The 25,305-nt window shown below is 56.7% G+C and carries 21 protein-coding genes; 10 read left to right on the plus strand and 11 right to left on the minus strand.

Translation table 11 applies throughout. The features are described from left to right. Positions 1-11: 11 nt before the first annotated feature. The 9 genes from SERAS12_RS10585 to SERAS12_RS10625 all read right to left on the minus strand — a co-directional run bounded on the left by SERAS12_RS10585 (position 12) and on the right by SERAS12_RS10625 (position 8,964). Positions 12-797: a heme ABC transporter ATP-binding protein gene (locus tag SERAS12_RS10585; RefSeq protein ID WP_013812648.1), complete on the minus strand. Its 786-nt coding sequence runs from the start codon at positions 795-797 to the stop codon at positions 12-14. Then, entirely contained in the window at positions 790-1,794 is a 1,005-nt protein-coding gene (locus SERAS12_RS10590; RefSeq protein ID WP_013812649.1) for an iron ABC transporter permease, read from the minus strand. The genes SERAS12_RS10585 and SERAS12_RS10590 overlap by 8 nt, the downstream gene beginning before the upstream one ends. Continuing rightward, positions 1,794-2,624, minus strand: coding sequence for a hemin ABC transporter substrate-binding protein (locus SERAS12_RS10595; RefSeq protein WP_013812650.1), 831 nt, complete (start codon positions 2,622-2,624; stop codon positions 1,794-1,796). The genes SERAS12_RS10590 and SERAS12_RS10595 overlap by 1 nt, the downstream gene beginning before the upstream one ends. Further along, a complete protein-coding gene (locus SERAS12_RS10600; RefSeq protein WP_013812651.1) occupies positions 2,621-3,655 on the minus strand; it encodes a hemin-degrading factor in 1,035 nt (344 codons plus the stop codon). The genes SERAS12_RS10595 and SERAS12_RS10600 overlap by 4 nt, the downstream gene beginning before the upstream one ends. A 63-nt stretch (positions 3,656-3,718) precedes the next feature. Further along, positions 3,719-5,800, minus strand: coding sequence for a TonB-dependent hemoglobin/transferrin/lactoferrin family receptor (locus SERAS12_RS10605; RefSeq protein WP_013812652.1), 2,082 nt, complete (start codon positions 5,798-5,800; stop codon positions 3,719-3,721). Positions 5,801-5,893: 93 nt separating this feature from the next. Further along, a complete protein-coding gene (gene hemP / locus SERAS12_RS10610) occupies positions 5,894-6,085 on the minus strand; it encodes a hemin uptake protein HemP (protein ID WP_013812653.1) in 192 nt (63 codons plus the stop codon). A gap of 164 nt (positions 6,086-6,249) precedes the next feature. Beyond that, a complete protein-coding gene (locus SERAS12_RS10615) occupies positions 6,250-6,735 on the minus strand; it encodes a glutathione peroxidase (protein WP_013812654.1) in 486 nt (161 codons plus the stop codon). A gap of 125 nt (positions 6,736-6,860) precedes the next feature. Further along, the gene (locus SERAS12_RS10620) at positions 6,861-7,907 is read right to left on the minus strand and encodes a 3-deoxy-7-phosphoheptulonate synthase (RefSeq protein WP_013812655.1); all 1,047 of its coding nucleotides are present in this window, start codon (positions 7,905-7,907) and stop codon (positions 6,861-6,863) included. A gap of 235 nt (positions 7,908-8,142) precedes the next feature. Beyond that, positions 8,143-8,964 carry a pyruvate, water dikinase regulatory protein gene (locus SERAS12_RS10625; protein ID WP_013812656.1) on the minus strand — a complete coding sequence of 274 codons (822 nt, stop codon included), beginning with the start codon at positions 8,962-8,964 and terminating at the stop codon, positions 8,143-8,145. A gap of 530 nt (positions 8,965-9,494) precedes the next feature. On the opposite strand from SERAS12_RS10625, the gene ppsA reads away from it, so the two are divergent. After that, entirely contained in the window at positions 9,495-11,873 is a 2,379-nt protein-coding gene (gene ppsA / locus SERAS12_RS10630; protein WP_013812657.1) for a phosphoenolpyruvate synthase, read from the plus strand. 469 nt (positions 11,874-12,342) lie between these two features. Here the strand turns inward: ppsA and ydiK are convergent, their stop codons facing one another. Continuing rightward, the gene (gene ydiK, locus SERAS12_RS10635) at positions 12,343-13,443 is read right to left on the minus strand and encodes an AI-2E family transporter YdiK (RefSeq protein WP_013812658.1); all 1,101 of its coding nucleotides are present in this window, start codon (positions 13,441-13,443) and stop codon (positions 12,343-12,345) included. 311 nt (positions 13,444-13,754) lie between these two features. Here ydiK and SERAS12_RS10640 point away from each other — a divergent pair, with 311 nt between their 5' ends. Further along, entirely contained in the window at positions 13,755-16,811 is a 3,057-nt protein-coding gene (locus SERAS12_RS10640; protein ID WP_013812659.1) for an FAD-binding and (Fe-S)-binding domain-containing protein, read from the plus strand. After that, a complete protein-coding gene (gene menI / locus SERAS12_RS10645; RefSeq protein WP_013812660.1) occupies positions 16,808-17,224 on the plus strand; it encodes a 1,4-dihydroxy-2-naphthoyl-CoA hydrolase in 417 nt (138 codons plus the stop codon). The genes SERAS12_RS10640 and menI overlap by 4 nt, the downstream gene beginning before the upstream one ends. 57 nt (positions 17,225-17,281) lie before the next feature. Here the strand turns inward: menI and SERAS12_RS10650 are convergent, their stop codons facing one another. Next, positions 17,282-17,686 carry a hypothetical protein gene (locus tag SERAS12_RS10650; RefSeq protein ID WP_013812661.1) on the minus strand — a complete coding sequence of 135 codons (405 nt, stop codon included), beginning with the start codon at positions 17,684-17,686 and terminating at the stop codon, positions 17,282-17,284. A 556-nt stretch (positions 17,687-18,242) separates the two neighbouring features. On the opposite strand from SERAS12_RS10650, the gene sufA reads away from it, so the two are divergent. From sufA to SERAS12_RS10685, 7 genes are all read left to right on the plus strand, one after another. Next, a complete protein-coding gene (gene sufA / locus SERAS12_RS10655) occupies positions 18,243-18,614 on the plus strand; it encodes a Fe-S cluster assembly scaffold SufA (protein ID WP_004943698.1) in 372 nt (123 codons plus the stop codon). A gap of 14 nt (positions 18,615-18,628) precedes the next feature. Then, positions 18,629-20,125, plus strand: coding sequence for a Fe-S cluster assembly protein SufB (gene sufB, locus SERAS12_RS10660; RefSeq protein WP_004943701.1), 1,497 nt, complete (start codon positions 18,629-18,631; stop codon positions 20,123-20,125). A 42-nt stretch (positions 20,126-20,167) separates the two neighbouring features. Then, a complete protein-coding gene (sufC, locus tag SERAS12_RS10665) occupies positions 20,168-20,914 on the plus strand; it encodes a Fe-S cluster assembly ATPase SufC (RefSeq protein ID WP_013812662.1) in 747 nt (248 codons plus the stop codon). Then, positions 20,889-22,175, plus strand: coding sequence for a Fe-S cluster assembly protein SufD (gene sufD, locus SERAS12_RS10670; protein WP_013812663.1), 1,287 nt, complete (start codon positions 20,889-20,891; stop codon positions 22,173-22,175). Before sufC ends, sufD begins: the two co-directional genes overlap by 26 nt. Beyond that, positions 22,172-23,392 (plus strand): cysteine desulfurase SufS, encoded by a 1,221-nt coding sequence (sufS, locus tag SERAS12_RS10675; RefSeq protein WP_013812664.1) that lies wholly within the window; start codon positions 22,172-22,174, stop codon positions 23,390-23,392. The genes sufD and sufS overlap by 4 nt, the downstream gene beginning before the upstream one ends. Positions 23,393-23,490: 98 nt before the next feature. After that, on the plus strand, positions 23,491-23,907 hold the full coding sequence (sufE, locus tag SERAS12_RS10680; protein WP_013812665.1) for a cysteine desulfuration protein SufE: 417 nt from the start codon (positions 23,491-23,493) through the stop codon (positions 23,905-23,907). Between the two features lie 303 nt (positions 23,908-24,210). Further along, entirely contained in the window at positions 24,211-25,224 is a 1,014-nt protein-coding gene (locus SERAS12_RS10685) for a L,D-transpeptidase family protein (protein ID WP_013812666.1), read from the plus strand. The last annotated feature ends 81 nt before the right edge of the window (positions 25,225-25,305 follow it).

Below are 25,305 nucleotides of genomic sequence, written 5' to 3' on the forward strand. Positions count from 1 at the left end.
CTGCGCCCCATTCACTGACGCAGATAAACCTGTGGTAGCGCCACTTCCGGGTGGTGCACCACGCCCAAATCGGCCTGATACCAGCGGGTCAGAATATCCGCCTGCAATACCTCTTGCGGCGTGCCCACGGCAACCAAACGCCCCTGATGCAGCAATAAAATACGGTCGGCATACAGCGCCGCCAGGTTCAGATCGTGCAGTACGCAGCACACCGCAATGGGCTGTTGCCGCGTCAGCGAACGCAACAACCTCAGCGTATGCTGCTGGTGGTAGAGATCCAGCGCCGAGGTGGGTTCGTCCAGGAACAACCAGGAAGGCGAGGGCTGCGGCTGCCAAAGCTGCGCCAGCACGCGGGCTAACTGTACCCGTTGCTGTTCACCGCCGGAAAGGCGGCGATAATCCCGCTGGGCCAGTTCAAGACAATCGGTTTGCGCCATCACCTGCTGCACCGCTTGCTGCACATGACGCTTGCCGTGCGGTGACCTGCCCATGCTGACCACTTCCTCGACGGTAAACGGAAAGGCCAGATCGCTGTGCTGACGCATCACCGCACGTACTTTGGCTAACTGTTGCGGTTGCCATTGATCCAACGGCAACCCAAGAAGTTTGCACTCTCCGCAGCTCGGCGACAGGTAGCCGGTTAACAGACGCAGCAGCGTCGATTTCCCCGCGCCGTTCGGCCCGATAATCGCCACCATTTCGCCGCTGGCGATACTCAGCGAGACGTCGTTGATTAACCGGCGCGAACCCAGGCTGTAACGTAGCTGACGTGCCGTCAGGCTTGATGCATTACCCATCCGTACGCTCCCGCTGGCGCATGACCAGCCATAAGAAATAAGGCCCGCCAATCAGGCTGGTCATCAGCCCGACCGGCATCTCCGCCGGCGCCACCAGCGTCCGTGCCAGTGTGTCGCTGACCAGCAGCAGGCAGGCGCCGCCCAGCGCGGAGCAGGGCAGCAGCCAGCGGTGGTCGCCGCCGAGTCGCATGCGCACCAGGTGCGGCACCACCAGGCCGATAAAGCCAATGACGCCGCTCATCGCCACCGCTGCGCCAATCAACAATGCGCTAAGCAGAAGCAATTGCAGTTTGGCACGCTGGACATTCACGCCGAGGTAGTGCGCCTCTTCATCGCCCAGTTGCAGCAGGTTCAGGCAGCGCGCCTGTAACAGCGTCAGCAGGGCCGCCGGCAGGATCAAAGAGGCCGATACGATCAGCGTTGGCCACTGTGACTGGCTCAGGCTGCCCATCATCCACAATGAAAACTGGCGTAGCTGTTGATCGCTGCTGAGATAAGACAGCACGCCGATGGCCGCCATGCACAGGGCGTTGATGGCGATCCCCGCCAGCAACAGGCGTGACAGGCTGCCGTGCCCGCTGCGGCTGATGCCGTAGATCAGCAGTGACACCAGCAGGCTGCCGAGGAAAGCCGCCAACATGTGGCCATACAAGGCAATCACCGGCGGCAGGGCCAGCGGCATAACGATAATCAGCGCGACAAACAGCGCGCCGCCGCTACTGATGCCCAACAGGCTGGGATCGGCCAGCGGATTGCGGAACAGCCCCTGCATGACGGCGCCGGACACCGCCAGTGCGCAGCCGATGACCACCGCCAGCAGCACACGCGGCAAGCGGATGTTTAGCCAGATATGCCAAGAGGTATCGCTGAACGGCTCTTGCCACAGGGTGCGAAACGACAGCGTCAGCGCGCCCATATTGGCGGCGCCCAGCGCCAATAGCGCAAGCAGCACCAACAGGCCGGCAATGGTCACGCGCGCAGAGGTGCGGCCAGGCATTACTTTTGCTCCGCCGCATTACGCAGTTTGGCCAGCGCGGCCGGCGTTTCCAGCCCAAAGCCCAGCAGCGCCATGTCGTCGACCACCAACACGCGGTGGTTTTTGCCGGCAGGCGTGAGGGCAATGCCAGGCAGTTTCCACAGCTGCTTCAGGCCACCGAGGGTCTTGACGCCATCGGTGGTGACCAGCAGCAGATCGGGCGCACTGGCGATCACGCCTTCTTGCGACAGCGGGCGGTAGCGGTTGAATCCTTGCATCGCGTTCTTCAACCCTGCGGCGGTGATGACCGCATCGGCGGCGGTATGTTGCCCGGCGGCCATCGGCGTAATGCCGCCGTGGCTCATGACGAACAACACCCTGATCGGCAACGAAGACGTGTTCACCTGTGCGAGCTGTTGTTGGTAACGAGCGCTCAGTTGCTTGCCCCTGTCGGGGCGTTGCAGCGCCTGGGCGATGACCGCGATTTTTTCCGGCACCGCCTGTAACGTGGTGTCGCCGGGAATTCGCACCACCTTCACGCCGCTTTCCTCCAACTGCTTGAGCACCAGCGCAGGTTCAGCCAGTTCGGTGCTCAGCACCAGCGTGGGTTTCAGCGCCAGAATGCCTTCGGCATTGAGTTGACGCATATAGCCGACATCCGGCAGCGGTTTCACGGCTGCTGGCTGCAGACTGGTGCTGTCTCGTGCCACGATCTCATCGCCCGCGCCAAGGGCGAAGGCAATTTCGGTGACGTCACCGCCTATCGAGACAATACGTTCCGCCGCCGCAGCGGTGAACGGCAACGCCAGCGCAAGGCACAACGTCAGACGACGGGACAATGAAGATTTCATGCGGCAATGTCCTTGGGTTCAAGGGCGGCAACCTGCTCACGCCACTGGGTTTGTTCCGGCTGGCCCTCGGTACGTTGGCCGTAAAGTTGGGCGATTTGCGTACCGTCGGCGGCGAACAGCTCCAGGCTGGTGACGAAGCCGTCTTTGGTGGGTTTGCGGGTGATCCAGCTTTCTGCAATAGCGCCTTCGATCAGGTGCAGAGTGAAGCGGCGGTTAAACACGTTAATCCAACCTTCCTGCGGCATCAGCCGCTCGATCTGGCCGGTGAAGATCTGCACGCAACCTCGGTTGCCGACAAAAATCATGATCTCGTTCTGCAAGCCGTGCGCGGCATTGAGCAACTGCGCCAAGGCGTTGTTATCCACCTGGTACGCCAGATCGCTGCCGACGGCGCGGAAGGCCTGCTGACGCGTTAGCTTATGGCGGCCCAGCAGTTGGAAGAACTGGTGAACGTCGGTCATTTCACGCCATTCCCGGTCAATTTTTTCGGCGTCCGGTGCGGCGTTACTGGTCGTGGAGTCTGCCGCTTTCAGTGCCAGAGCCGGGTTTTCTGTGCTCAGGTGGCGTTCGACCAGCGCCATCCAGGCCCCCAGATCGGTTTCCTCGGTGGTGTACACCTTATGCAAGGCGTCGCCCTGATGATCGAAGAACTGAATGCTGTGGCGTACGCCGCGCTTGTTGGTTTCGCTCATGGCAAATACGCTGGCCCACTGGTTGAGGAACAGGCGCAAATCCAGCTCGCGGGGGTTAAGAATTAACCCCGCGTGGCCGTTCAGGTGTTGGTTAAGGTAGCGGCCCATTTGCTCATGTACCGCATAGCTGTTGCGAGTAATGGACTTGGTCACGCCAACCTGTTCCAGCTCGGTCAGCAGGGTACGTGCATCGGCTTGCAGGCGGCGGGTGTCTTCACCCACGCGGGCATGGGTCAGTTCCGCTTCGCTGACACCCAGCAGTTCCGCCAGATCGCGTGCGTATTTGCCAGGATTATCAATTTTTGCCTGCTGGTAACGGGCGTATAAGTTATTGCTCATCGGTTGTGCTCCTGTGTGCGGTTCACGCGGCGGGCAATCGGCTTGCCCGCCGTATTCAAAAGGTTACCACTGATAGCTGACCAGCAGTTTGGCGTTGCGGCCATCCTGCGGAATGCCCTGCGGCGAGTAATACTCTTTATCGAAGGCGTTGCCCAGCACCACTGTGGTGGTGACGCCCTGCAGGCGTTCGCGGCCTTTATAGCTCAGGTAGAAATCGTTAACGCCGTAGCCGCCTTGCTCGGTGGTACCGGTTTCCACACGCGTGGCGCGCTCGGCGAAGGTAGCGACCCAACCGGTCGACAGGCCGGTTTCACCCAACGGGATATCCAGCGTGCTGGTCACGGTGTCGGGGTTGATGCTGCTTAACCAGTCGCCGCTGGCTTCGTTCTTGCCGCGTGTGCGGTTGTAAGCCAGATCCCAGCCGAAAATCGCCGTTTTATAGCTCAGCATGGCGTCCCAGCCCCAGATTTTTGCGCGGTCAATATTGGTCGAGAAAGTGGTGCAACTGATGCAATAGGGGCCACGCGGGCCACGCCCCAACTCCATGGTGACGTCGGTGGTGATGTAATCTCTGGCCTTGGTGTCAAAATAGCTGGCTTTGAATTGCAGGCTGTCGTCCGCCAGCAGCAAATCGTCAAAGCGCAGGCCGAAGCCGTATTCCTGAGTCGCGTTGGTTTCCGGCTTCAGATTGGGGTTTGGCACCCAGTAGTTGGTAATGGTGGTCGGGCCCATGGGGATCGAGAAATGTTTGGCGTCGTTATACATTTCCCCCATGGTTGGCGCACGGAACGCCTGGGAGTAAGATCCGAACACCATCAGCCAGTCGGTTGGCGTAATGCTGATTGCCCCTCGTGATGACCATTTGTCGGCGTCGACATCCGCATAGCCGTCGCTGGAGCCTTTGTAGTTATCGTAACGGGTGCCGGCAAGCAGGGTGATGGGCAGGTCGCGCAAGGTGATTTCATCCTGGAGCCAGCCGGAAGCAAAGTTGATTTTCGCCTGAGGGAAGCTTTCGGTCGCTCCCCCCGGCGTCTGTTCTTGCTTATAAGCTTCCGAACCGTAGGTAAACAGGTGCGACGCGAAGGTATCGGCAAACAAACGGGTACGGTTTTCCAGTTTTGCACCGCGGGTGGTTTGCTTGCGCGCTTCATCTTCACTGCCGTTAGTGTGGGCGTTGATCTTCACATCGGAATAATACACTTTCGCTTCGGCATCCAGCCATTCCTGGCCAACAGGTTTCAGGCGGTAACTGAGCTGGCCGTCGCGCTGGATCGTGGAGCGGTCGGTCATCAGGTTGCCGCTGGAACTGGCGGGCTCCTGAGGGTTTTTAGGCTCCTGCGCCCGATTGTTGTAGTAACGCAGATTGCCGCTCAATGACTGGTTTTCGTCCAGCGTCCAGGTACCTTTGGCTAACAGGTTGTTGATGGTTTCATCGTTTGGCGCGTCAAAACCGTTGCCCTGGCGCAAATTGCCGACGTCGCGGGTGCCGAACGACAGCAGGCCGTCGAGATTGTCGGTCTTGCCGTAGGCGCTGGCGCCCATACCCAGGCTGTGATCACCGCTGGCTGCGGTGCCGAACACCCGAAAACCGCTGTCACGACCGGGCAGCAGCAGATCGGCGGCATCGACCGTTTCATAGGCGACCACGCCCCCCAGTGCGCCGCTGCCATACAGCAGGGCAGAAGGGCCGCGTACCACTTCAATGCGTTTAATCAGACCGGGATCGAGGAAGGTGCCATTGATGTGCCCGGTATCCGTTCCCTGGCGGATGCCATCCACCAACGTCAGTACACCTCGGCGATCATAGCCACGCATCATAATGTCCTGGCCGTTGCTGCGGCCGGTGCCGGTGACGGTAATACCGGGGATCCGGCGCAGCATATCGGCTGCGGTAGACGCAGTCTGGCTTACCGGCGCGTTGCCTTCGATTACCGTGACCATCATTGGCGCTTCAAAACTGCTGCGCTGATTGCCGGTAGCGACAACGGTCATGGCGTCTTCGCCGGTTTTCTCGGTTTTTGCCGGGGCGGCGGCAGAAGAAGAAACTGTGCTGGTGGTTTGTGCAAAAGTCACCGTCGGCAGAGCGCAGGCAATCGCCAAACTCAATGCGGATAAACGCAGCCGGGTGTAAGAGGGCAGAGGCATGTCGCAATTCTCCATATGTTTTAAACATATCAATAGATTTGCTGGCTGCCTGGATCGAAGCGATCGGGGTGGCTGGCGTTGAGGAATAAGGGATTATTTGGTCAGGATTAATTTCCCGGCCTTGGTCTGCCGCAGTTGGTAACGCTGGCCCTGATGGAGGATGATCGCTACGCCGTCTGCATCAAGCAACTGCGCGCTGTCGTAGCAAGGAGGCGAGATCAGGCTGCGTTCAGCACCGGGGGCAGCTTTGCCCTGCGGGGGGGCATCGTGATTATCCATCGTCATTTATTTATAAAGCAGACCATTAAATGGTAATTAATATCATATTGATAATCATTATCATGTGAATGAAAGGTTACATCAAGGAAAATTTTCTTACCGATGGAACCTTTTTGAAAGAAAGGCTGTCGCCGCGGTCCGGGCACACCCGGACCGCAAACCAAGGGGGGTTATTTCAGCAGGGTTTCTATGTGGTCAAACAGACGCTCAGGTTTGGTGATGGGCGCAAAACGTTTCACCCGCTGGCCGTCGGCAGTCAGCAGGAACTTGGTGAAGTTCCACTTGATGCGCTTGCTGCCCAGCACCCCCGGCCCCAGGCGTTTCAATTCGTTGAACAGCGGATGCGTGCCGGGGCCGTTAACTTCCACCTTGCTGAACAGCGGGAAACTGACTCCGTAGTTGAGCGTACAGAAATTGGCGATCTCCAGCGGATCCCCTGGCTCTTGCGCACCAAATTGATTGCACGGGAACCCCAACACCATCAGGCCGCGATCCCGATAGTACTGCCACAGATTTTCCAGGCCACGGTATTGCGGAGTAAAGCCGCATTTGCTGGCAGTATTAACCACCAGATAAGCGCGGGCGGGAAAGTCGCCGAGCGTTTTGTGTTCCCCTTGCAGAGTGACACAGGGGATGGATAACAGTGAATGGCTCATGCGGGAAACTCCACATCCTGTTGGCAGGGGCGCGGTTTATAGCGTCTGCGGGCTTGATTGGCGTAAGTATAGATGAGAGAAGGGAAAGTTGAAAAACCGGGGTGTCGCCACCCCGGAGAACAGGTTCAGAAGCGGGTATCCACCGCATCGGCCAGCATGGCCAGCAGCTGTTCGCTGTCGGACCAGCTCAGACATGGATCGGTGATTGACTGGCCGTAAGTCAGCGGTTGGCCGGCAACGATTTTCTGCGTGCCTTCCACCAGGAAACTTTCTGCCATCACGCCGGTGACGGCGGCGGAACCGGCGCGGATCTGCTGGCAGACATTCTCGGCTACTTCCAGTTGACGGCGATGCAGTTTCTGGCAGTTGCCGTGGCTGAAGTCGATAACCAGATGTTCCGGCAGCTCAAATTCGCGCAGGCTGTCGCAGGCGGCAACGATATCGGTGGCGTGGTAGTTCGGCGTTTTGCCGCCGCGCATGATGATATGACCGTAGGGATTGCCGCTGGTCTGATAAATCGTCATCTGCCCGTTTTTGTCCGGCGACAGGAACATGTGGCCGGCGCGCGCCGCGCGGATGGCGTCAATCGCGATGCGGGTGTTGCCGTCGGTACCGTTCTTGAAGCCCACCGGGCAGGAGAGCGCAGAAGCCATTTCGCGGTGGATCTGGCTTTCGGTGGTGCGTGCGCCGATGGCGCCCCAACTGATCAAGTCGGCAATGTATTGGCCGACTACCATGTCCAGGAATTCGGTGGCGGTCGGCAGGCCGAGCTGATTGACTTCCAGTAACAGTCGGCGTGCCATTTCGATGCCACGATTTACCTGAAAGGTGCCATCCAGCGCCGGATCCGAGATCAGACCTTTCCAGCCCACCACGGTGCGCGGCTTTTCAAAATAAGTGCGCATCACGATTTCCAGGCGGTCCTGATAGCGAATGCGCAGCGCATTCAGACGGCCGGCATAATCGATGGCGGCGTCTAAATCGTGGATGGAGCAGGGGCCGATAACCACCAACAGGCGACGATCTTCGCCGGTAAGAATCTTTTCAATTCGTTGTCGTGACGCTGTCACGCTATCGGCAATTTCCGCCGAAATCGGCAGCTTTTCCGCCAATGCTTGCGGCGTGACGAGGCTGTCGATGCGCGCGGTCCGCAGTTCATCTGTTTTGTGCATGATTTTCTCTAAAGACTTTTCTTCGCTGCGGCAGGAGTGCCGGGAAGTGATGCCGATCACAATAACGTAAAAACCGGTGAATTCAACCGTAGAAATTGTGTTCTGTTGATCGAAGCCACTAAAAAAAGCACAAAAATCAGGGTCTGTGGGGAAATCAGCGGCAGACGGCAGGGAAAATACCCCTGCCGGGAGAGCGCACGGCTAGGCGCGTTGCCAGCGGCGAGCGCCATGCTGCCTAGAACATGCGGCGACTCATGCCAAGAATATCCAGGATTTTAGTGGAGATTTCCTCCACCGAATAGTTGGTGGTGTTCAGATAGCGAATCTGGTTCTTGCGGAATAGCGCTTCGACTTCGGCAAGCTCCATCCGGCACTGGCGAATTGAGGCATAACGGCTGTTTTCACGGCGTTCTTGGCGGATGGCGGCCAGCCGCTCCGGATCGATGGTCAGACCGAACAGTTTATGCTGAAACGGTTTCAGCGCGGCGGGGAGATGCAAATTGTCCATATCGTCGGCGGTAAACGGGTAGTTGGCGGCGCGGATCCCGAACTGCATGGCCAGATACAGGCTGGTGGGGGTTTTGCCGCAGCGGGATACGCCCAACAGTATGACCTGAGCCTGATCGAGATTACGTAGCGATATGCCGTCATCATGGGCTAACGTGTAGTCAATGGCGGCGATACGGGCATCGTATTTGCCGAGGTTGCTGGCCGTCAGCCCGTGGGTGCGGTTCGGCACCGGCGTGGGTTCAACGTCCAGTTCGCCCTGCAGCGGGCCGACTAGCGCCTGAACGATATCCTGGCAAAAGCCTTCGCTCTGGGTGATGACATTACGCACTTCCGGCGAAATGATGGAATAAAACACCAGCGGGCGCACGCCGGTATCGCGATAAATATCGTTAATCTGTTGGCAGACTCCACGGGCCCGTGCTTCGGTTTCAACGAAGGGCAACGTAAAGGTGGTAGCCTTGACCGGGAATTGGGACAAAACCGCGTGGCCCAACACTTCGGCGGTGATCGCCGTGCCATCCGAAATATAAAAAACGCTTCTTTCCACCCGAGGCTCCTTACCTGAAACGGTGATGCAGTTGTATCGCCTGCTTAACCGTATCATGGGCTTCAGGCTTACCGGCGGTAAAGGGGCGGGCAAAAAAAATGTGATAATGCGGGCAGCGTTGGCCATTGATTGTCGAGGCAGGGGAATAATGAGCCACAGGTTTTTAAGATGAAACGTTATTTTAATTTTTATGAAAAAGCAGGATTTATTTTCAGCGATGGCATATTCAGCATATTGGCGTTATGTTCATCAAAGTCCATCCAATTATTATGGCCTTTAAAACTGAAGTTTAAAAAATACTTAATTTGTTGAGATTTAAGCTTTTAGTGCCATAGGGAACGATTCCAGTCAAATTCAGGCTTTCAGGTAATTTTCCGAAAATCCACTTTCTTCATCGGGTTGATCGATTCACCTTTCCATTTCCTATGGATCATTGTGCTAGTCTGAGTTGGCTCCGTTTTGTCGGTGCCCAAGAAAGCAAACGAATTAAATCCGTCTATACCCTACTGATAGCAATAAGGATTGTCTCGATGTCCAACAATGGCCCAGACTTGCGTAATGTGCTTTGGTACAACCAGCTCGGCATGCACGACGTTGACCGTGTCGGTGGCAAAAATGCCTCCCTCGGTGAAATGATCACCAATCTTTCCGATTTGGGCGTGGCCGTGCCAAACGGTTTTGCCACCACCGCACAGGCGTTTAACGATTTCCTCGAGCAAAGCGGTGTTAACCAGCGCATCTATCAATTACTGGATCAAACTGACGTTGACGATGTTGCTCAACTGGCCAAGGCCGGTGCGCAAATTCGCCAATGGGTCATCGACACGCCATTCCATGCGGAATTCGAGCGTGAAATTAACCTGGCTTACCAACAGTTGGCGGACGGCGAGCCGGAAGCCTCGTTTGCCGTGCGTTCTTCCGCGACTGCGGAAGACATGCCGGATGCCTCTTTTGCCGGCCAGCAGGAAACCTTCCTCAACGTGCAGGGTATCGACGCTGTCATGGTGGCGATCAAACACGTTTTCGCCTCACTGTTTAATGACCGCGCCATCTCGTATCGCGTACATCAGGGCTATGACCACCGCGGCGTAGCCTTGTCGGCCGGCGTACAGCGCATGGTACGCTCCGATCTGGCGTCTTCCGGCGTGATGTTCACCATTGATACCGAGTCGGGCTTTGATCAGGTGGTATTTATTACGTCCGCCTTCGGCTTGGGCGAAATGGTGGTGCAGGGCGCGGTGAACCCGGATGAGTTCTATGTGCACAAACCGACGCTGCTACGCGGCAATCCGGCTATCGTCCGCCGCAACCTCGGTTCGAAGAAAATCCGCATGGTGTACGCACCTTCGCTGGATCACGGCAAGCAGGTGCAAATCGAAGATGTGCCAGAGCAGCAACGCAATCGTTTCTCTCTGACCGACCAGGAAGTGGAAGCACTGGCGCATCAGGCGATTTTGATCGAAAAACATTACGGCCGCCCGATGGACATCGAGTGGGCGAAAGACGGCCATACCGGAAAATTGCTGATTGTGCAGGCGCGTCCGGAAACCGTGCGTTCCAACGAGCAGACGATGGAACGTTATCAGCTTAACGGCACAAGTACGGTGCTGGTGGAAGGGCGAGCTATCGGCCATCGCATCGGTGCCGGCCCGGTGAAGGTGATCCATAGCATCAGCGAAATGGATCGTATTCTGCCGGGTGACGTGCTGGTTACCGACATGACCGACCCGGACTGGGAACCGATCATGAAGAAAGCGGCGGCGATCGTCACCAACCGTGGGGGGCGTACCTGCCACGCGGCGATTATCGCTCGCGAGCTGGGTATCCCGGCGGTAGTCGGCTGCGGCAACGCCACCGATTTGCTGAAAGACGGCCAGAAAGTCACCGTTTCCTGTGCGGAAGGCGATACCGGCTTCGTGTACAGCGATATGATCGACTTTACCGTACAGAGCTCTGAAGTGACCGAATTGCCGGACCTGCCGTTGAAAATCATGATGAACGTCGGTAACCCGGATCGGGCTTTCGATTTTGCCCGTTTACCGAATGAAGGCGTGGGTCTGGCTCGTCTGGAATTTATCATCAACCGCATGATTGGCGTCCATCCAAAGGCGTTGCTGGAGTTCGATCAACAAACCCCGGCGCTGCAGAACGAAATCAAGGCGTTGATGCTGGGCTATGACCACCCTGTCGAGTTTTACGTGGGTCGCCTGACGGAAGGGATCGCCACGCTGGGTGCGGCATTCTGGCCGAAGCGGGTGATCGTTCGTCTGTCCGATTTCAAATCCAATGAATACGCCAACCTGGTGGGCGGCGAGAAGTATGAACCGCACGAAGAAAACCCAATGCTGGGCTTCCGTGGGGCAGGCCGCTACGTGTCGGACAGCTTCCGTGATTGCTTTGCGATGGAGTGCGATGCGGTAAAACGCGTGCGCAACGAAATGGGCCTCACCAACGTCGAGATCATGGTGCCCTTTGTTCGAACCGTGGCGCAGGCGGAGGCGGTGGTTGCAGAGCTGGCGCGTCAGGGTCTCAAGCGCGGCGAGAACGGCCTGAAAGTGATCATGATGTGTGAAATCCCATCCAATGCGCTATTGGCGGATCAGTTCCTGGAACATTTTGATGGCTTCTCGATCGGCTCCAACGACATGACTCAGTTGACGCTGGGGTTGGACCGCGATTCGGGCGTGGTGTCGGAACTGTTTGATGAACGTAACGAAGCGGTGAAGGCGCTGTTGTCGATGGCGATTCAGGCCGCTAAGCGTCATGGCAAATACGTGGGTATTTGTGGCCAGGGGCCATCCGATCATGAGGATTTCGCCGAATGGCTGATGGAGCAGGGCATTGATAGCCTGTCCCTCAATCCGGATACCGTGGTGCAAACCTGGATCAATCTGTCGAAGAAAAAATAACGCTTCACCGCAGATTAAGCGCTGACGTAAAACCGTAACTCAGGTTACGGTTTTTTTATTGCTGAATGTAAATGATGTGGGCGGGTGAATAAGCGTGGCTAAAAAAAGAATAAAAAAAAGCCCATCAAGAGACGGGCAAAGACTACACACAGCAATTCACATGTATGGCATTACATTGTTTGGAAAGCTTGCTTAAAAATCAGTGATTTGAAGCAATAGATGGTAATAATACTAGATATTTAAGGTTCGCTAGTCATTAAGAATCATCCTAATAAATACTTGCCTCATGATTTATTTTTAAGAACGCTTATTTTATCTTTATTGTATAAAGATGCATTCACTAAGCATGTTTAATTAATGTGCTGTAGCGGTCGGTTATATTACGGCTTCGAATGAATTCGAAAGCAGGAAATGAACCGGGCGTCTTGCCGAGGGTATTCTGCCCGGTAGCCCGGGCAGAATAGGGGAATTACCGCTCTTCCAACTCTTTGGCGACGTCGTCCAGATCGGCCGTGGGTTCTGGCGCTTCGTCCATCCAGGCGGTGAGCAGACGATAAGATACCGCCAACACCACCGGGCCGATAAACAGGCCGATCATGCCGAAGGCCAGCAGGCCGCCGATAACGCCGGACAGGATCAGTAGCATCGGCAGATCGGCGCCCATGCGGATCAGCACTGGCCGCAGCACGTTATCCAGCGTGGCGACCACGCAGCTCCACACCAACAGTACGGTGCCCCAGGTGGTGTCGCCGCTCCAGTACAACCAGATAATCGCCGGTACCAGCACCAGTAACGGCCCCAATTGCGCCACGCAGCAAATGAATATCAGCACCGTCAGCAAGGTGGCGGCAGGAATGCCGGACACCGCCAGGCCAATCCCGCCCAGTACCGATTGCACCAGCGCCGTCACCACTACGCCCAGCGCTACCGCGCGGATCGCCTGGCCACCCAGCACCACCGCCGCGTCACCGCGCTCGGCCGCAAGACGCGCCGCAAAGTGGCGAATACCCAGGGCGACTTGTTCACCGCGCGCATACAGCAGCACGCTGAACAGCAACATCAGCGTACAGTGCAGCAGGAAACGGCCGATATGCGCTGCTTGCGCGACAAACCAGGTGGCGGTCTGACCGAAGTAAGGTTGGATTTTCGCCAGCAGCGCCGCGCCGCCGGCATTCACCAGAGTGTGATAGCTGTTATAAACTTTGTTGCCGATCATCGGGATCGATTGCAACCAGGCCAGATCGGGAATATGCAGCTTGCCGGGGGTGCTGGCCCAGGCAACGACTGGCGCGCTGTTGTCCACCACGCTGCTGACCAGCAGCGAAATTGGCAGAATGAACAGCAGGATCAGCAGCAGTGTCATGACGAGGACTGCCAGTGAACGCCGGCCCCAGAGTATTTTTTGCAATTTGATCAACAGTGGCCAGGTGGCGATGACCACCATGCCGGCCCAGGCAAAACCGAGAATAAAAGGTTGAATGACCCAAAAACAGGCGACGATCATGATGGCGATAAACAGCACGCCAAAAATAATCCGTGGCAAATCGTATCGGGAGTGCGGGAGTGTCATGAATTAGGTTCTCATCCTGGTAAGTTAAATCCTTTGTACCCGCTAAGCATGGTGCATTTTCGCCATTTTTCACAATGCGGCGCACCTTTTATCGCACGCCATTCTGTAGCGGGGTAATTGTGATAATGTGAATGCCTTCACTAAACGAGTATGTTAGTTTTCAGCATCAATAAAAAGTAGGGTGGGTCTGAATATACCCTATGAATTTCAAGTTGCAGCCTACAACGCCGCAGCCTGAAAGGCGACGGGTAAAGACCTGATTCAGCGTATATTAACGCATAAAAAATAGACAGACAGGGTCAAAAAAGCGAATGATCCCACAGATTTCTCAGGCACCCGGCCTCATTCAACGGGTGCTCGACTTTTTGGAAGCCTTAAAGCAAAACGGATTCAACGGCGATATTGCGACCAGCTACGCTGATCGGCTGACGATGGCGACCGACAACAGCATCTATCAGCTGTTGCCTGATGCGGTGGTGTTTCCCCGTTCCACTGCGGATGTGGCGTTGATTGCGCGCCTGGCGGGAGAAGAGCGCTTTAGTGCGTTGACCTTCAGCCCGCGCGGCGGCGGCACCGGCACCAACGGCCAGGCCCTCAACACCGGCATCGTGGTGGATATGTCGCGCCATATGAACCGCATTCTTGAAATCAATGTCGAGCAGGGGTGGGTGAAGGTTGAAGCCGGGGTCATCAAAGACCAGCTTAACCAGTATCTGCGGCCGTTCGGCTATTTCTTCTCGCCGGAACTTTCTACCAGTAACCGCGCGACGCTGGGTGGCATGATCAACACCGATGCTTCCGGCCAAGGCTCGCTGGTGTATGGCAAAACCTCCGATCACGTTTTGGGCCTGCGGGCGGTGCTGCTGGGGGGCGATATGATCGACACCCGCGCTATGCCGACATCGCTTGCGGAAACGATTGCTATGGAAGATACCGTTGAAGGCCGGATCTACCATAGGGTGCTGAATAGCTGCCGCGACCAGCGTGCGCTGATCCTGGAGAAATTCCCCAAATTAAACCGTTTCCTGACCGGCTACGATCTGCGGCATGTGTTCAGCGACGATCTGCAAACCTTCGATCTAACGCGGATCCTGACCGGTGCAGAGGGCACACTGGCGTTTATCACCGAGGCGAGGCTGGATATCACGCCGCTGCCGAAGGTACGCCGTTTGGTTAACGTGAAATATGACTCCTTTGATTCCGCCCTGCGCAACGCCCCGTTCATGGTGGAGGCCAAGGCGCTGTCGGTGGAGACCATCGACTCCAAGGTGCTGAATCTGGCGCGGGAAGATATTGTCTGGCATTCGGTGAGTGAATTGATCACTAATGTGCCGGATAAAGAGATGCTGGGTCTGAACATCGTCGAATTTGCCGGGGATGACAAGGCGCTGATCGACCAGCAGCTGGAAACTCTGTGTCTGCGGTTGGACGAGTTAATCAGCGAGCAGCAGGGTGGCGTGATTGGCTATCAGATCTGCGGGGACTTGGTCGGCATCGAGCGGATCTATAATATGCGCAAGAAGGCGGTCGGGCTGTTGGGCAACGCCAAAGGGCGCGCCAAACCTATTCCTTTCGCCGAGGACACCTGCGTGCCGCCGCAGCATTTGGCCGATTACATTGTCGAGTTCCGCCAGTTGCTGGACAGCCATAACCTCAGTTACGGTATGTTCGGCCACGTGGATGCCGGCGTATTGCACGTGCGGCCCGCGCTCGACATGTGCGATCCGCAGCAAGAAGTGCTGATGAAGCAGCTTTCCGACCAGGTGGTGGCGCTGACCGCCAAATATGGTGGATTGCTGTGGGGCGAACACGGCAAAGGCTTCCGCGCCGAATACAGCCCGGAATTCTTCGGCGAGCAGTTGTACGAAGAGTTGCGCCGCATCAAGGCCGCGTTCGATCCGAATAACCGCCTTAACCCCGGTAAAATTTGCCCGCCGTTGGGCGTTGATGCCCCGATGATGAAAGTGGACGCAGCCAAGCGCGGCACGCTCGACCGCCGTATCCCGGTAGAGGTGCGCACCTCGTTCCGGGGTGCCATGGAATGTAACGGTAATGGCCTGTGCTTCAACTTTGATGTGCGCAGCCCTATGTGCCCGTCGATGAAGATCACCGGCAGCCGCATTCATTCGCCAAAAGGTCGTGCGGCGCTGGTGCGTGAATGGTTGCGTCTGCTGTCCGAACAGGGGGTCGATCCGCTGGTGCTGGAACAGCAATTGCCGCAGCAGCGTCTCAGCTTCCGTACCTTGATTGAGAAAACCCGCAACAGCTGGTATGCCGGCAAAGGCGAATATGATTTTTCGCACGAGGTGAAAGAGGCGATGTCCGGCTGCCTGGCCTGTAAAGCCTGTTCCACCCAATGCCCGATTAAAATTGACGTACCGGGTTTCCGCTCGCGTTTCCTGCAGCTGTATCACACCCGCTATCTGCGGCCGGCGCGCGACTATATGGTCGCCGGGGTTGAAAGCTATACGCCGCTGATGGCGAAAGCGCCGAAGGTATTCAACTTCTTCTTCCGTCAGCCCTGGGTGCGTGAGCTGAGCCGCAACGCTATCGGTATGGTCGATTTGCCGATGCTCTCCAGCCCGACGCTGCGTCAGCAGCTTTCCGGCCACGGTGCCTTGACCATGACGCTGGAGCAACTTGAGGCGTTGAGCGCCGAACAGCGTGAGCAACACGTACTGATCGTGCAGGATCCTTTCACCAGCTATTACGACGCCAAGGTGGTGGCGGACTTTGTGCGGCTGGTTGAAAAGCTCGGTTACCAGCCGGTTCTGCTGCCCTTCTCGCCGAACGGCAAGGCGCAGCATATTAAAGGCTTTTTGACGCGCTTTGCCCGCACCGCGCGCAAAACCGCCGATTTCCTCAATAGGGTGGCCAAGCTCGGGATGCCGCTGGTCGGGGTCGATCCGGCGTTGGTACTGTGCTATCGCGACGAATATAACGAGATCCTCGGCGAAACACGCGGTGACTTCCAGGTACAACTGGTGCATGAATGGTTGCAACAACTGCTGGCGGAACGTGCTGAACAACCGGCGACCGGCGAGGCCTGGTACTTGTTTGGCCACTGTACCGAAACCACGGCACTGCCGGCCAGCGGCCAGCATTGGGCGTCGATCTTCTCCCGCTTCGGGGCCAGGCTGGAAAATGTCAGCGTGGGCTGTTGCGGCATGGCGGGCACCTACGGACATGAAGTGAAGAACCTGGAGAATTCGCTCGGGATTTATGAGCTATCATGGCATCAGGCGTTGCAACGTTTGCCGCGGCAACGCTGTCTGGCGACCGGCTATTCCTGTCGCAGCCAGGTCAAACGCATTGAGGGTAACGGCGTGCGCCACCCGTTACAGGCACTTCTGGAGATGATTGCGTGAAATTGTGGAAACGAGAAACGACGTTGGAGCAGTTAAACCGCTCCGGTGAGGGATGCATGGTGAGCCATGTGGGGATTCACTTCACCCGGCTGGAAGACGATCTTCTTGAAGCCACGATGCCGGTGGACCACCGTACCCGGCAACCTTTCGGGCTGCTGCACGGCGGGGCGTCGGTGGTGCTGGCGGAGTCGATGGGATCGATGGCCGGTTATCTGTGCAGCGAAGGGGAGCAGAAAGTGGTGGGGCTGGAAATCAACGCCAACCATTTGCGGGCGGTATTTGAAGGGCAGGTACGTGGCGTATGCCGTGCGTTGCACGTTGGCCGACGGCATCAGGTGTGGCAGATCGAAATATTCGATTCGCGCGACCGGTTGTGCTGCACCTCACGCCTGACCACCGCAGTCATCGACTGATCCTCCCACCCGCAGGCGCCTTTGCCTGCGGGTACTCCGTTGCCGTTCCGCAGACATTCACAGTTGGAATGGCACCCGCTTGACGAAATCCTTCTGGAAGGCGTTAGCCTTCTCCCAGGTGCCTTCCATCGCATATTTCTGGCAGATTAAGGTCAGGGTATGCCGGGCAAAATGATAGCTCTGAACCCGAAACAGCTGGCAGCGCTGCGGGTTGTTGATTTCGGCGATCAGCCGGTTATGCAGTTTGCTGAGTGCGTGCAGATAGCTTTCATCATCGCCGTTTTCCAGGCACAGATTGGCCATGTTCAGGCTGACGTTATTGTAGCGTTTCAGATGGTTGACATTGCACTCTGGCCGCCTCAGCGACGCCTCCGCCATGTAGAAATCTACCGTGGCATCGCGCACGCTGAATTTATAGTCATCAATTTTGCCCAGCAGCCACGCATTCATCGAGATATTCATTTACTCGCGCTCACTTGTATTTGAATGATAATCATTATCATATTTACGGATGCGTTCGCGATCAATCATTCTGTTGAAATTTTTATCGGACACCGGGGGCTGCATTTGCTTTGCGGCGACCCAATATCAGTCAGTAGCGGCTAAACTTTAATCAATGACGGCGGTTTAGGCCGGTGCAGCCGGGTGGTGCAAACGACGGAAAACGCCGCTAATTGCCGATAAACGCATTTTTGAGACAGACAAAATGTTGAAATAGGTATTTTCTATGAATGTTTACATCGACAATAAAAGCCGGCGGTGTAAAGGGGATGAGCCAGCGGCTGGGCGGTGAGGTGATTCAGGATATACAGTAAATTCATAAGGATAAAATGAGCGCGTCGCCACCGGACTGCGCCAGGCACCCCGACTGTCCCCTGTGCTTGCCGCCTGCGGCAGCAAAAAAACGGGCTTTTGGCGGATACCCCCGCAAAACAAACGGTTGAAGTGATAATTGTTATCACTAACATATAAGCAACCCAGATTGGCTGTGGTAAAACACGAGTGTGAGGTAGGCCCTATGCAAACGGAAAATGTCGGCACCTTTTCTCTGGACGAAAATGTCTGGCAAGGCATTTTGCTCAGCGACAACGCCGTACAACAAATAACTAAATTGATGCAGCAGGATCCGCAAGTGAAGGGGCTGCAACTCGGGGTGAAGCAATCAGGCTGCGCCGGGTTTGCCTATGTGTTGGATCTCACCCGTGCCCCGGCGGAAGACGACCTGCTGTTTGAGCGCGATGGCGCCAAATTGTATGTGCCGCTAAAAGCCATGCCGTTCATCGATGGCACCACGGTAGATTTTGTCCGTGAAGGGCTGAATCAAATATTCAAATTCAATAACCCTAAAGCTCAGCATGCCTGCGGGTGCGGCGAGAGCTTTGGCGTTTGAGCGATGCAATCAACATGACACGAAGCAATGTAGAAATGCCTAATGAAGTGCAGGCTTGGGTCAGCGAAGGTCGCTACAAAGAAGGCTTTTTCACCCAACTGGATACCGATGAATTGGCGACGGGCATCAATGAAGATGTGGTGCGCGCCATCTCGGCCAAACGCAACGAACCTGAGTGGATGCTGGAATTCCGCCTGGAGGCTTACCGTGCCTGGCTGCAAATGGAAGAGCCGCACTGGTTGAAAGCGAACTATGACCGGTTGAACTACCAGGATTACAGCTATTACTCGGCGCCATCCTGCGGCAGTTGCGACGACGCCTGCGGCTCCCAGCCCGGTGCCGAACAGCAACCCGGCGCGGCAACCGAAAACAGCTACCTGACCAGCGAAGTTGAACTGGCGTTTAACCAGCTCGGCGTACCGGTGCGTGAAGGCAGCGAAGTGGCGGTAGACGCGATCTTCGACTCGGTATCGGTCTCCACCACCTACCGCGAAAAACTGGCGGAAAGCGGGGTGATCTTCTGCTCATTCGGCGAGGCGATTCAAGAATACCCGGATCTGGTGCGCAAGTATCTGGGCCGCGTAGTGCCGTCCAACGATAACTTCTTTGCCGCGCTGAACGCCGCAGTGGCCTCCGACGGCACTTTTGTCTACGTGCCGAAAGGCGTGCGCTGCCCGATGGAACTCTCGACCTATTTCCGCATTAACGCCGCCAAGACCGGCCAGTTCGAACGCACCATTCTGATCGCCGATGAAGGCAGCTACGTCAGTTACATCGAAGGTTGCTCAGCCCCGGTACGTGACAGCTATCAGCTGCATGCGGCGGTAGTGGAAGTGATCCTGCACAAAGACGCCGAAGTGAAATATTCAACGGTGCAAAACTGGTTCTCCGGCGGTGACAGCAAGGGCGGCATTCTCAACTTCGTGACCAAGCGCGCGTTGTGCGAAGGCGCAGGATCGAAAATGTCCTGGACCCAGTCGGAAACCGGTTCGGCGATCACCTGGAAATACCCGAGCGTGATCCTGCAGGGCGATAACTCGATCGGCGAATTTTTCTCGGTGGCGCTGACCAGCGGCCATCAGCAGGCGGATACCGGCACCAAGATGATCCACATCGGCAAGAACACCCGATCGACCATCATTGCCAAAGGCATCTCCGCGGGGCACAGCGAGAACACTTACCGCGGCCTGGTGAAGATCCTGCCGGGGGCGGAAAACGCGCGTAACTTTACGCAATGCGACTCGATGCTGATTGGGCCGGACAGCGGTGCTCATACCTTCCCGTACGTGGAGGCACGCAATAACAGCGCACAGCTGGAACACGAAGCGACCACGTCGAAAATCGGCGATGACCAACTGTTCTACTGTTTGCAGCGCGGCATCAGCGAAGACAATGCCATTTCTATGATCGTCAACGGATTCTGTAAGGACGTGTTCTCTGAACTGCCGCTGGAATTCGCCGTCGAGGCGCAAAAGTTGTTGGCCATCAGCCTGGAACACAGCGTGGGCTAAACGCCGGATTTACAGCGCAGCAGCGCTACCTAAGGACACCGCATGTTAAGTATCAAGAATTTGAAAGTCAGCGCCGAAGGCAATGAGATCCTCAAGGGATTGAACCTGGAGATCAAACCGGGTGAAGTGCATGCCATCATGGGGCCGAACGGCTCGGGCAAGAGTACGCTCTCCGCCACCCTGGCGGGACGTGAAGAGTATGAAGTGACCGAGGGCGAGGTTACCTTCAAGGGCAAAGATCTGCTTGAGTTGGCCCCAGAAGATCGCGCCGGCGAAGGCGTATTCCTGGCGTTCCAGTATCCGGTGGAGATCCCCGGCGTCAGCAACCACTTCTTCCTGCAGACGTCGGTGAATGCGGTGCGTAAATACCGCCAGCAAGAACCGCTCGACCGCTTCGACTTCGCTGATTTCATCGAAGAAAAGATTGAGCTGCTGAATATGCCTCCGGATCTGCTGACCCGTTCGGTCAACGTCGGCTTCTCCGGTGGCGAGAAAAAGCGTAATGACATTCTGCAGATGGCGGCGCTGGAGCCGGATCTGTGCATCCTGGATGAAACCGACTCCGGCCTGGATATTGACGCGCTGAAGATCGTCGCCAACGGCGTTAATTCGCTGCGGGACGGCAAACGCGCCTTCATTATCGTCACGCACTACCAGCGTATTCTGGACTACATCAAACCGGATTATGTTCATGTTCTTTCCCAAGGGCGCATCGTGAAGTCCGGCGATTTCTCCCTGGTGAAACAGTTGGAGGAGCAGGGCTATGGCTGGCTTACCGACCAACAATAACTCGCGTGCGTTGCAACAGCTTTACAGCCTGTTCGAGGCCCGTGGCGGCGAACACTCCGCCCATGCTCTGGCGCATTGGCAGCAGGCTTTGCGCCTGGGCTGGCCGACGCGCAAACACGAAAACTGGAAATATACCCCGCTGGAGGGCCTGCTGGAGCAGCAGTTCCTTGAGCCGCAGGCCGAGCCGATCGCTGCCGCACAACGTGATGCGCTGGCGCTGAATCTCGATGCTTATCGGCTGGTGTTTGTCGACGGGCGTTTCAACGCCGCGCTGAGCGACAGCGATCTGGGCGAATACCAGTTCGACGTCACTCCCTACGGCACGCCGCAGGCATTGCCTGAGCCGATCCAGCCTGAAATTTTTCTGCACCTGACCGAAAGTCTGGCGCAGGAAACCAGCATGATTCGCGTGGCGGCCGGCAAGATCGCTACGCGGCCGTTGTACTTGCTGCACATCAGCAGTGGACGCGGCTCTGAGGGCGAGGTGAATACTGTGCATCATCGCCATCACCTCGACGTCGGTCGCAATGCTCGGGCTGAGGTTATCGAGCATTATGTCAGCCTGAACGAGGCCGCGCATTTCACCGGTACCCGGCTGACGGCCAGCGTCGGAGACAACGCGGAACTGCGTCACTGCAAGCTGGCGTTTGAAAGCCAGGCGAGCTACCACTTTGCGCATAACGACTTGGTGATTGGCCGCGACGCGCGGGTGAAAAGCGACAGCTTCCTGCTGGGGGCCGGCCTTACGCGGCATAACACCAGCGCACAGTTGAACGGCGAAGGCTCCAACCTGGCGATCAACAGCCTGGTACTGCCGGTGGGCAAGGACGTGTGCGATACCCGTACCTATCTGGAGCACAACAAAGGTTACTGTGAGAGCCGTCAACTGCATAAAACGGTGGTCAGCGATCGCGCCAAGGCGGTATTCAACGGCATGATCAAAGTCGCCAAGCATGCGATCAAGACCGACGGCCAGATGACCAACCACAACCTGCTGTTGGGTAAGGTGGCGGAGGTGGACACCAAGCCGCAGTTGGAAATCTACGCCGATGACGTGAAATGCAGCCACGGCGCCACCGTCGGGCGTATTGATGAAGAGCAACTGTTCTATCTGCAATCGCGCGGTATTGATAAACACGCAGCGCAGCAGATGATCATCTTTGCCTTTGCCGCTGAACTGACCGAGGGCATCGGCAACGATGTCATCCGCGAATGGGTGCTGACGCGCATAGCGCAGCGTCTGCCGGGGGAGGCAGCATGAGTTTTCCGATTGAACGGGTGCGCAGCGAATTCCCTCTGTTGGCGCGTGAAGTCAATGGCCGGCCGCTGGCTTACCTTGACAGTGCCGCCAGTGCGCAGAAGCCGCAGGCGGTGATCGATCGCGAGCTGGATTTTTATCGCCATGGCTACGCTGCGGTACACCGTGGCATCCACACGCTGAGCGCAGAAGCGACGCAGGACATGGAAGCGGTGCGTGAGAAAGTGGCGGCGTTTATCAACGCCGCCTCGGCGGAAGAGATTGTTTTCGTCAAGGGCACCACCGAGGGCATTAACCTGGTGGCCAACAGCTTTGGCCGCCATTTCCTGCAGCCGGGTGACAGCATTATCATCACCGAGATGGAACATCACGCCAATATTGTTCCCTGGCAGATGCTGGCGCAGGAGCGCGGGCTTCATCTGCGGGTATGGCCGCTGCAGCAGGACGGCACTCTGGATCTGGCACAGTTGCCGGGTTTGATCGACTCGTCCACCAAATTGCTGGCGATGACTCAGGTCTCCAACGTGCTCGGCACGGTGAACCCGGTGCGTGAAATCATCGCGCAGGCGAAGGCTGCGGGCCTGAAGGTGCTGATAGACGGTGCACAGGCCGTTATGCATCAGCGCGTGGATGTGCAGGCGCTGGATTGCGATTTTTATGTGTTTTCCGGGCATAAGCTGTATGGCCCTTCCGGCATCGGCATTCTTTATGGCCGCCAGGCGCTGCTGCAGCAGATGCCGCCGTGGGAAGGCGGGGGATCGATGATACAGCAGGTCAGCCTGACTAATGGCACCACCTATGCCGAGCCGCCGTGGCGCTTTGAGGCCGGTTCGCCGAATACGGCCGGCATGATGGGGCTGGGCGCGGCGATTGATTATGTTAACGCGCTGGGGCTGGAGGCGATACACGACTATGAACAGTCGCTGATGCACTATGCGCTCGAAGCGCTGAAACAGGTGCCGACGCTTAAAATCTATGGCCCGACAGCGCGTGCTGGGGTCATTGCCTTTAACCTGGGTGAGCATCATGCTTACGACGTCGGCAGTTTCCTGGATCAATACGGTATCGCCATTCGTACCGGCCACCATTGCGCGATGCCGTTGATGGCGTTCTATAATGTGCCGAGCATGTGTCGCGCTTCGCTGGCGTTATACAACACCCGCGACGAAGTGGACCGGTTGGTAGCCGGGTTGCAGCGTATCCAAAAACTCTTGGGGTAGGTCGATGGGCGCCGTTTGTGGTGCTCTCTGGCGAAACAATGCCTGCAAACAGTTACGCGGGGCCGTCATGCGGCCCCTGAATTATTGAAAGGAACCTCATGGCGAACTTGCCGGATAAAGATAAGTTGGTGCGTAATTTTTCCCGTTGTCTTAATTGGGAAGATAAGTACCTGTATGTGATTGAACTGGGCGCGAAGCTGCCGGCACTTGCCGAGGACGAACGTCAGGCGAGCAATCTGATTTCCGGCTGCCAGAGCCAGGTGTGGATTGTGATGCAGACTGACGAGCAAGGGTGCGTCGAATTTCACGGCGACAGCGATGCGGCCATCGTCAAAGGGCTGCTGGCGGTAGTGTTTATTCTGTATCACCAAATGACGCCACAGCAGATTACCGAGCTTGATGTGCGACCCTTTTTCGCCGAACTGGCGTTGAGCCAGCACCTGACGCCATCGCGTTCCCAGGGGCTGGAGGCGATGATCCGCGCTATTCGCATTAAGGCCACCCAGTTGCTGTGAGCCTGCTTTGATATCCAGAAAGGCTTATTGATGCGTTGAATATATTTCTTGTGTCAGTGAGTCTTTACAAATCCCTTCCGATCCCCCCCTCTTTGCAACAAATCAGTGACATTTCAGCAGCTTGCTGATTGACGTTACATTGACAAACCTGTCGCGTAATTACGTTATAACATGTTGATTTTTAGAGGACTTATTGCCTTTAATGCCAGCGTTGCTAGTATTAATCAGGTATTGTCTGATTTACCTGCCGTCAGGTGCCCGCTAGCCTTGTGGCCGAACCGTAATAAGCATATAGGGATGATAATGAAACGTGCGTTGAGTTTAATGGGCATGCTATTTGCCACCGTACTGACAGGCACCCAAGCCGCCAGCGCGACCGAGTATCCGTTGCCGCCGCCGGACAGCCGCCTGATTGGCGAGAACACCACTTACACCGTACCTAACGATGGCCGTCCGTTAGAGGCCATTGCCGCCGACTATCAAATTGGTTTGTTGGGCATGTTGGAGGCCAATCCGGGTACGGATCCGTTCTTGCCCAAGCCGGGTTCGGTATTAACCATCCCGACCCAAATGCTGCTGCCGGACACCAAGCGTGAGGGGATAGTGGTCAATCTGGCCGAACTGCGCCTGTACTACTACCCGAAAGGCGAGAATAAAGTGATTGTTTATCCTATCGGTATTGGCCAGACCGGCATGCATACGCCGCTGCAGGTGACCTCAGTCAGCCAGAAGATCCCGAACCCGACCTGGACACCAACGGCCAACATCCGTAAGCGCTATCAGGCGAAAGGCGTGACGCTGCCGGCGGTCATACCGGCCGGCCCTGAAAATCCAATGGGGCTGTTTGCCATGCGTCTGGCTATGGGGCACGGTGAGTATCTGATCCACGGTACCAATGCCAATTTCGGTATTGGCATGCGTGTCAGCTCCGGCTGTATTCGCCTGCGTCCGAAGGATATCGAAGCGCTGTTTAACATGGTGCCGCGCGGCACCCGCGTACAGGTGATTAACGATCCGGTGAAAATTTCCGTAGAGCCGGACGGCAAGCGTTACGTCGAAGTCCATCAGCCGCTGTCGAGAATCGAAAGCGACGATCCGCAGACCATGCCGATTACGCTGTCCAAAACCGAAAAAACCTTTGTCGAGGATTCGCAGACCGATCGTGCGGTGTTCGACAGTGCGGTTGTACGCCGTTCTGGCATGCCGGTACTGGTTAATCTGGGGCAGAGTGCGTCTGAGGTGACTTTAACGCCTGTAGCCCCGCAGGGAGCGAATAAGGGCCTGTTCAAGGGGGCACCTATCAGCTCGGTGAATTAAATACGGGTCATAACTGACGATTCTGAGGGGGTTCAGCGTGCTGAACCCTTTTTTTCGCCTGTGGCGAGAGGAAAGGGGGAG

The organism is Serratia sp. AS12, assembly GCF_000214195.1.
In the GTDB taxonomy this organism is placed as follows: Bacteria; Pseudomonadota; Gammaproteobacteria; order Enterobacterales; family Enterobacteriaceae; genus Serratia; species Serratia plymuthica.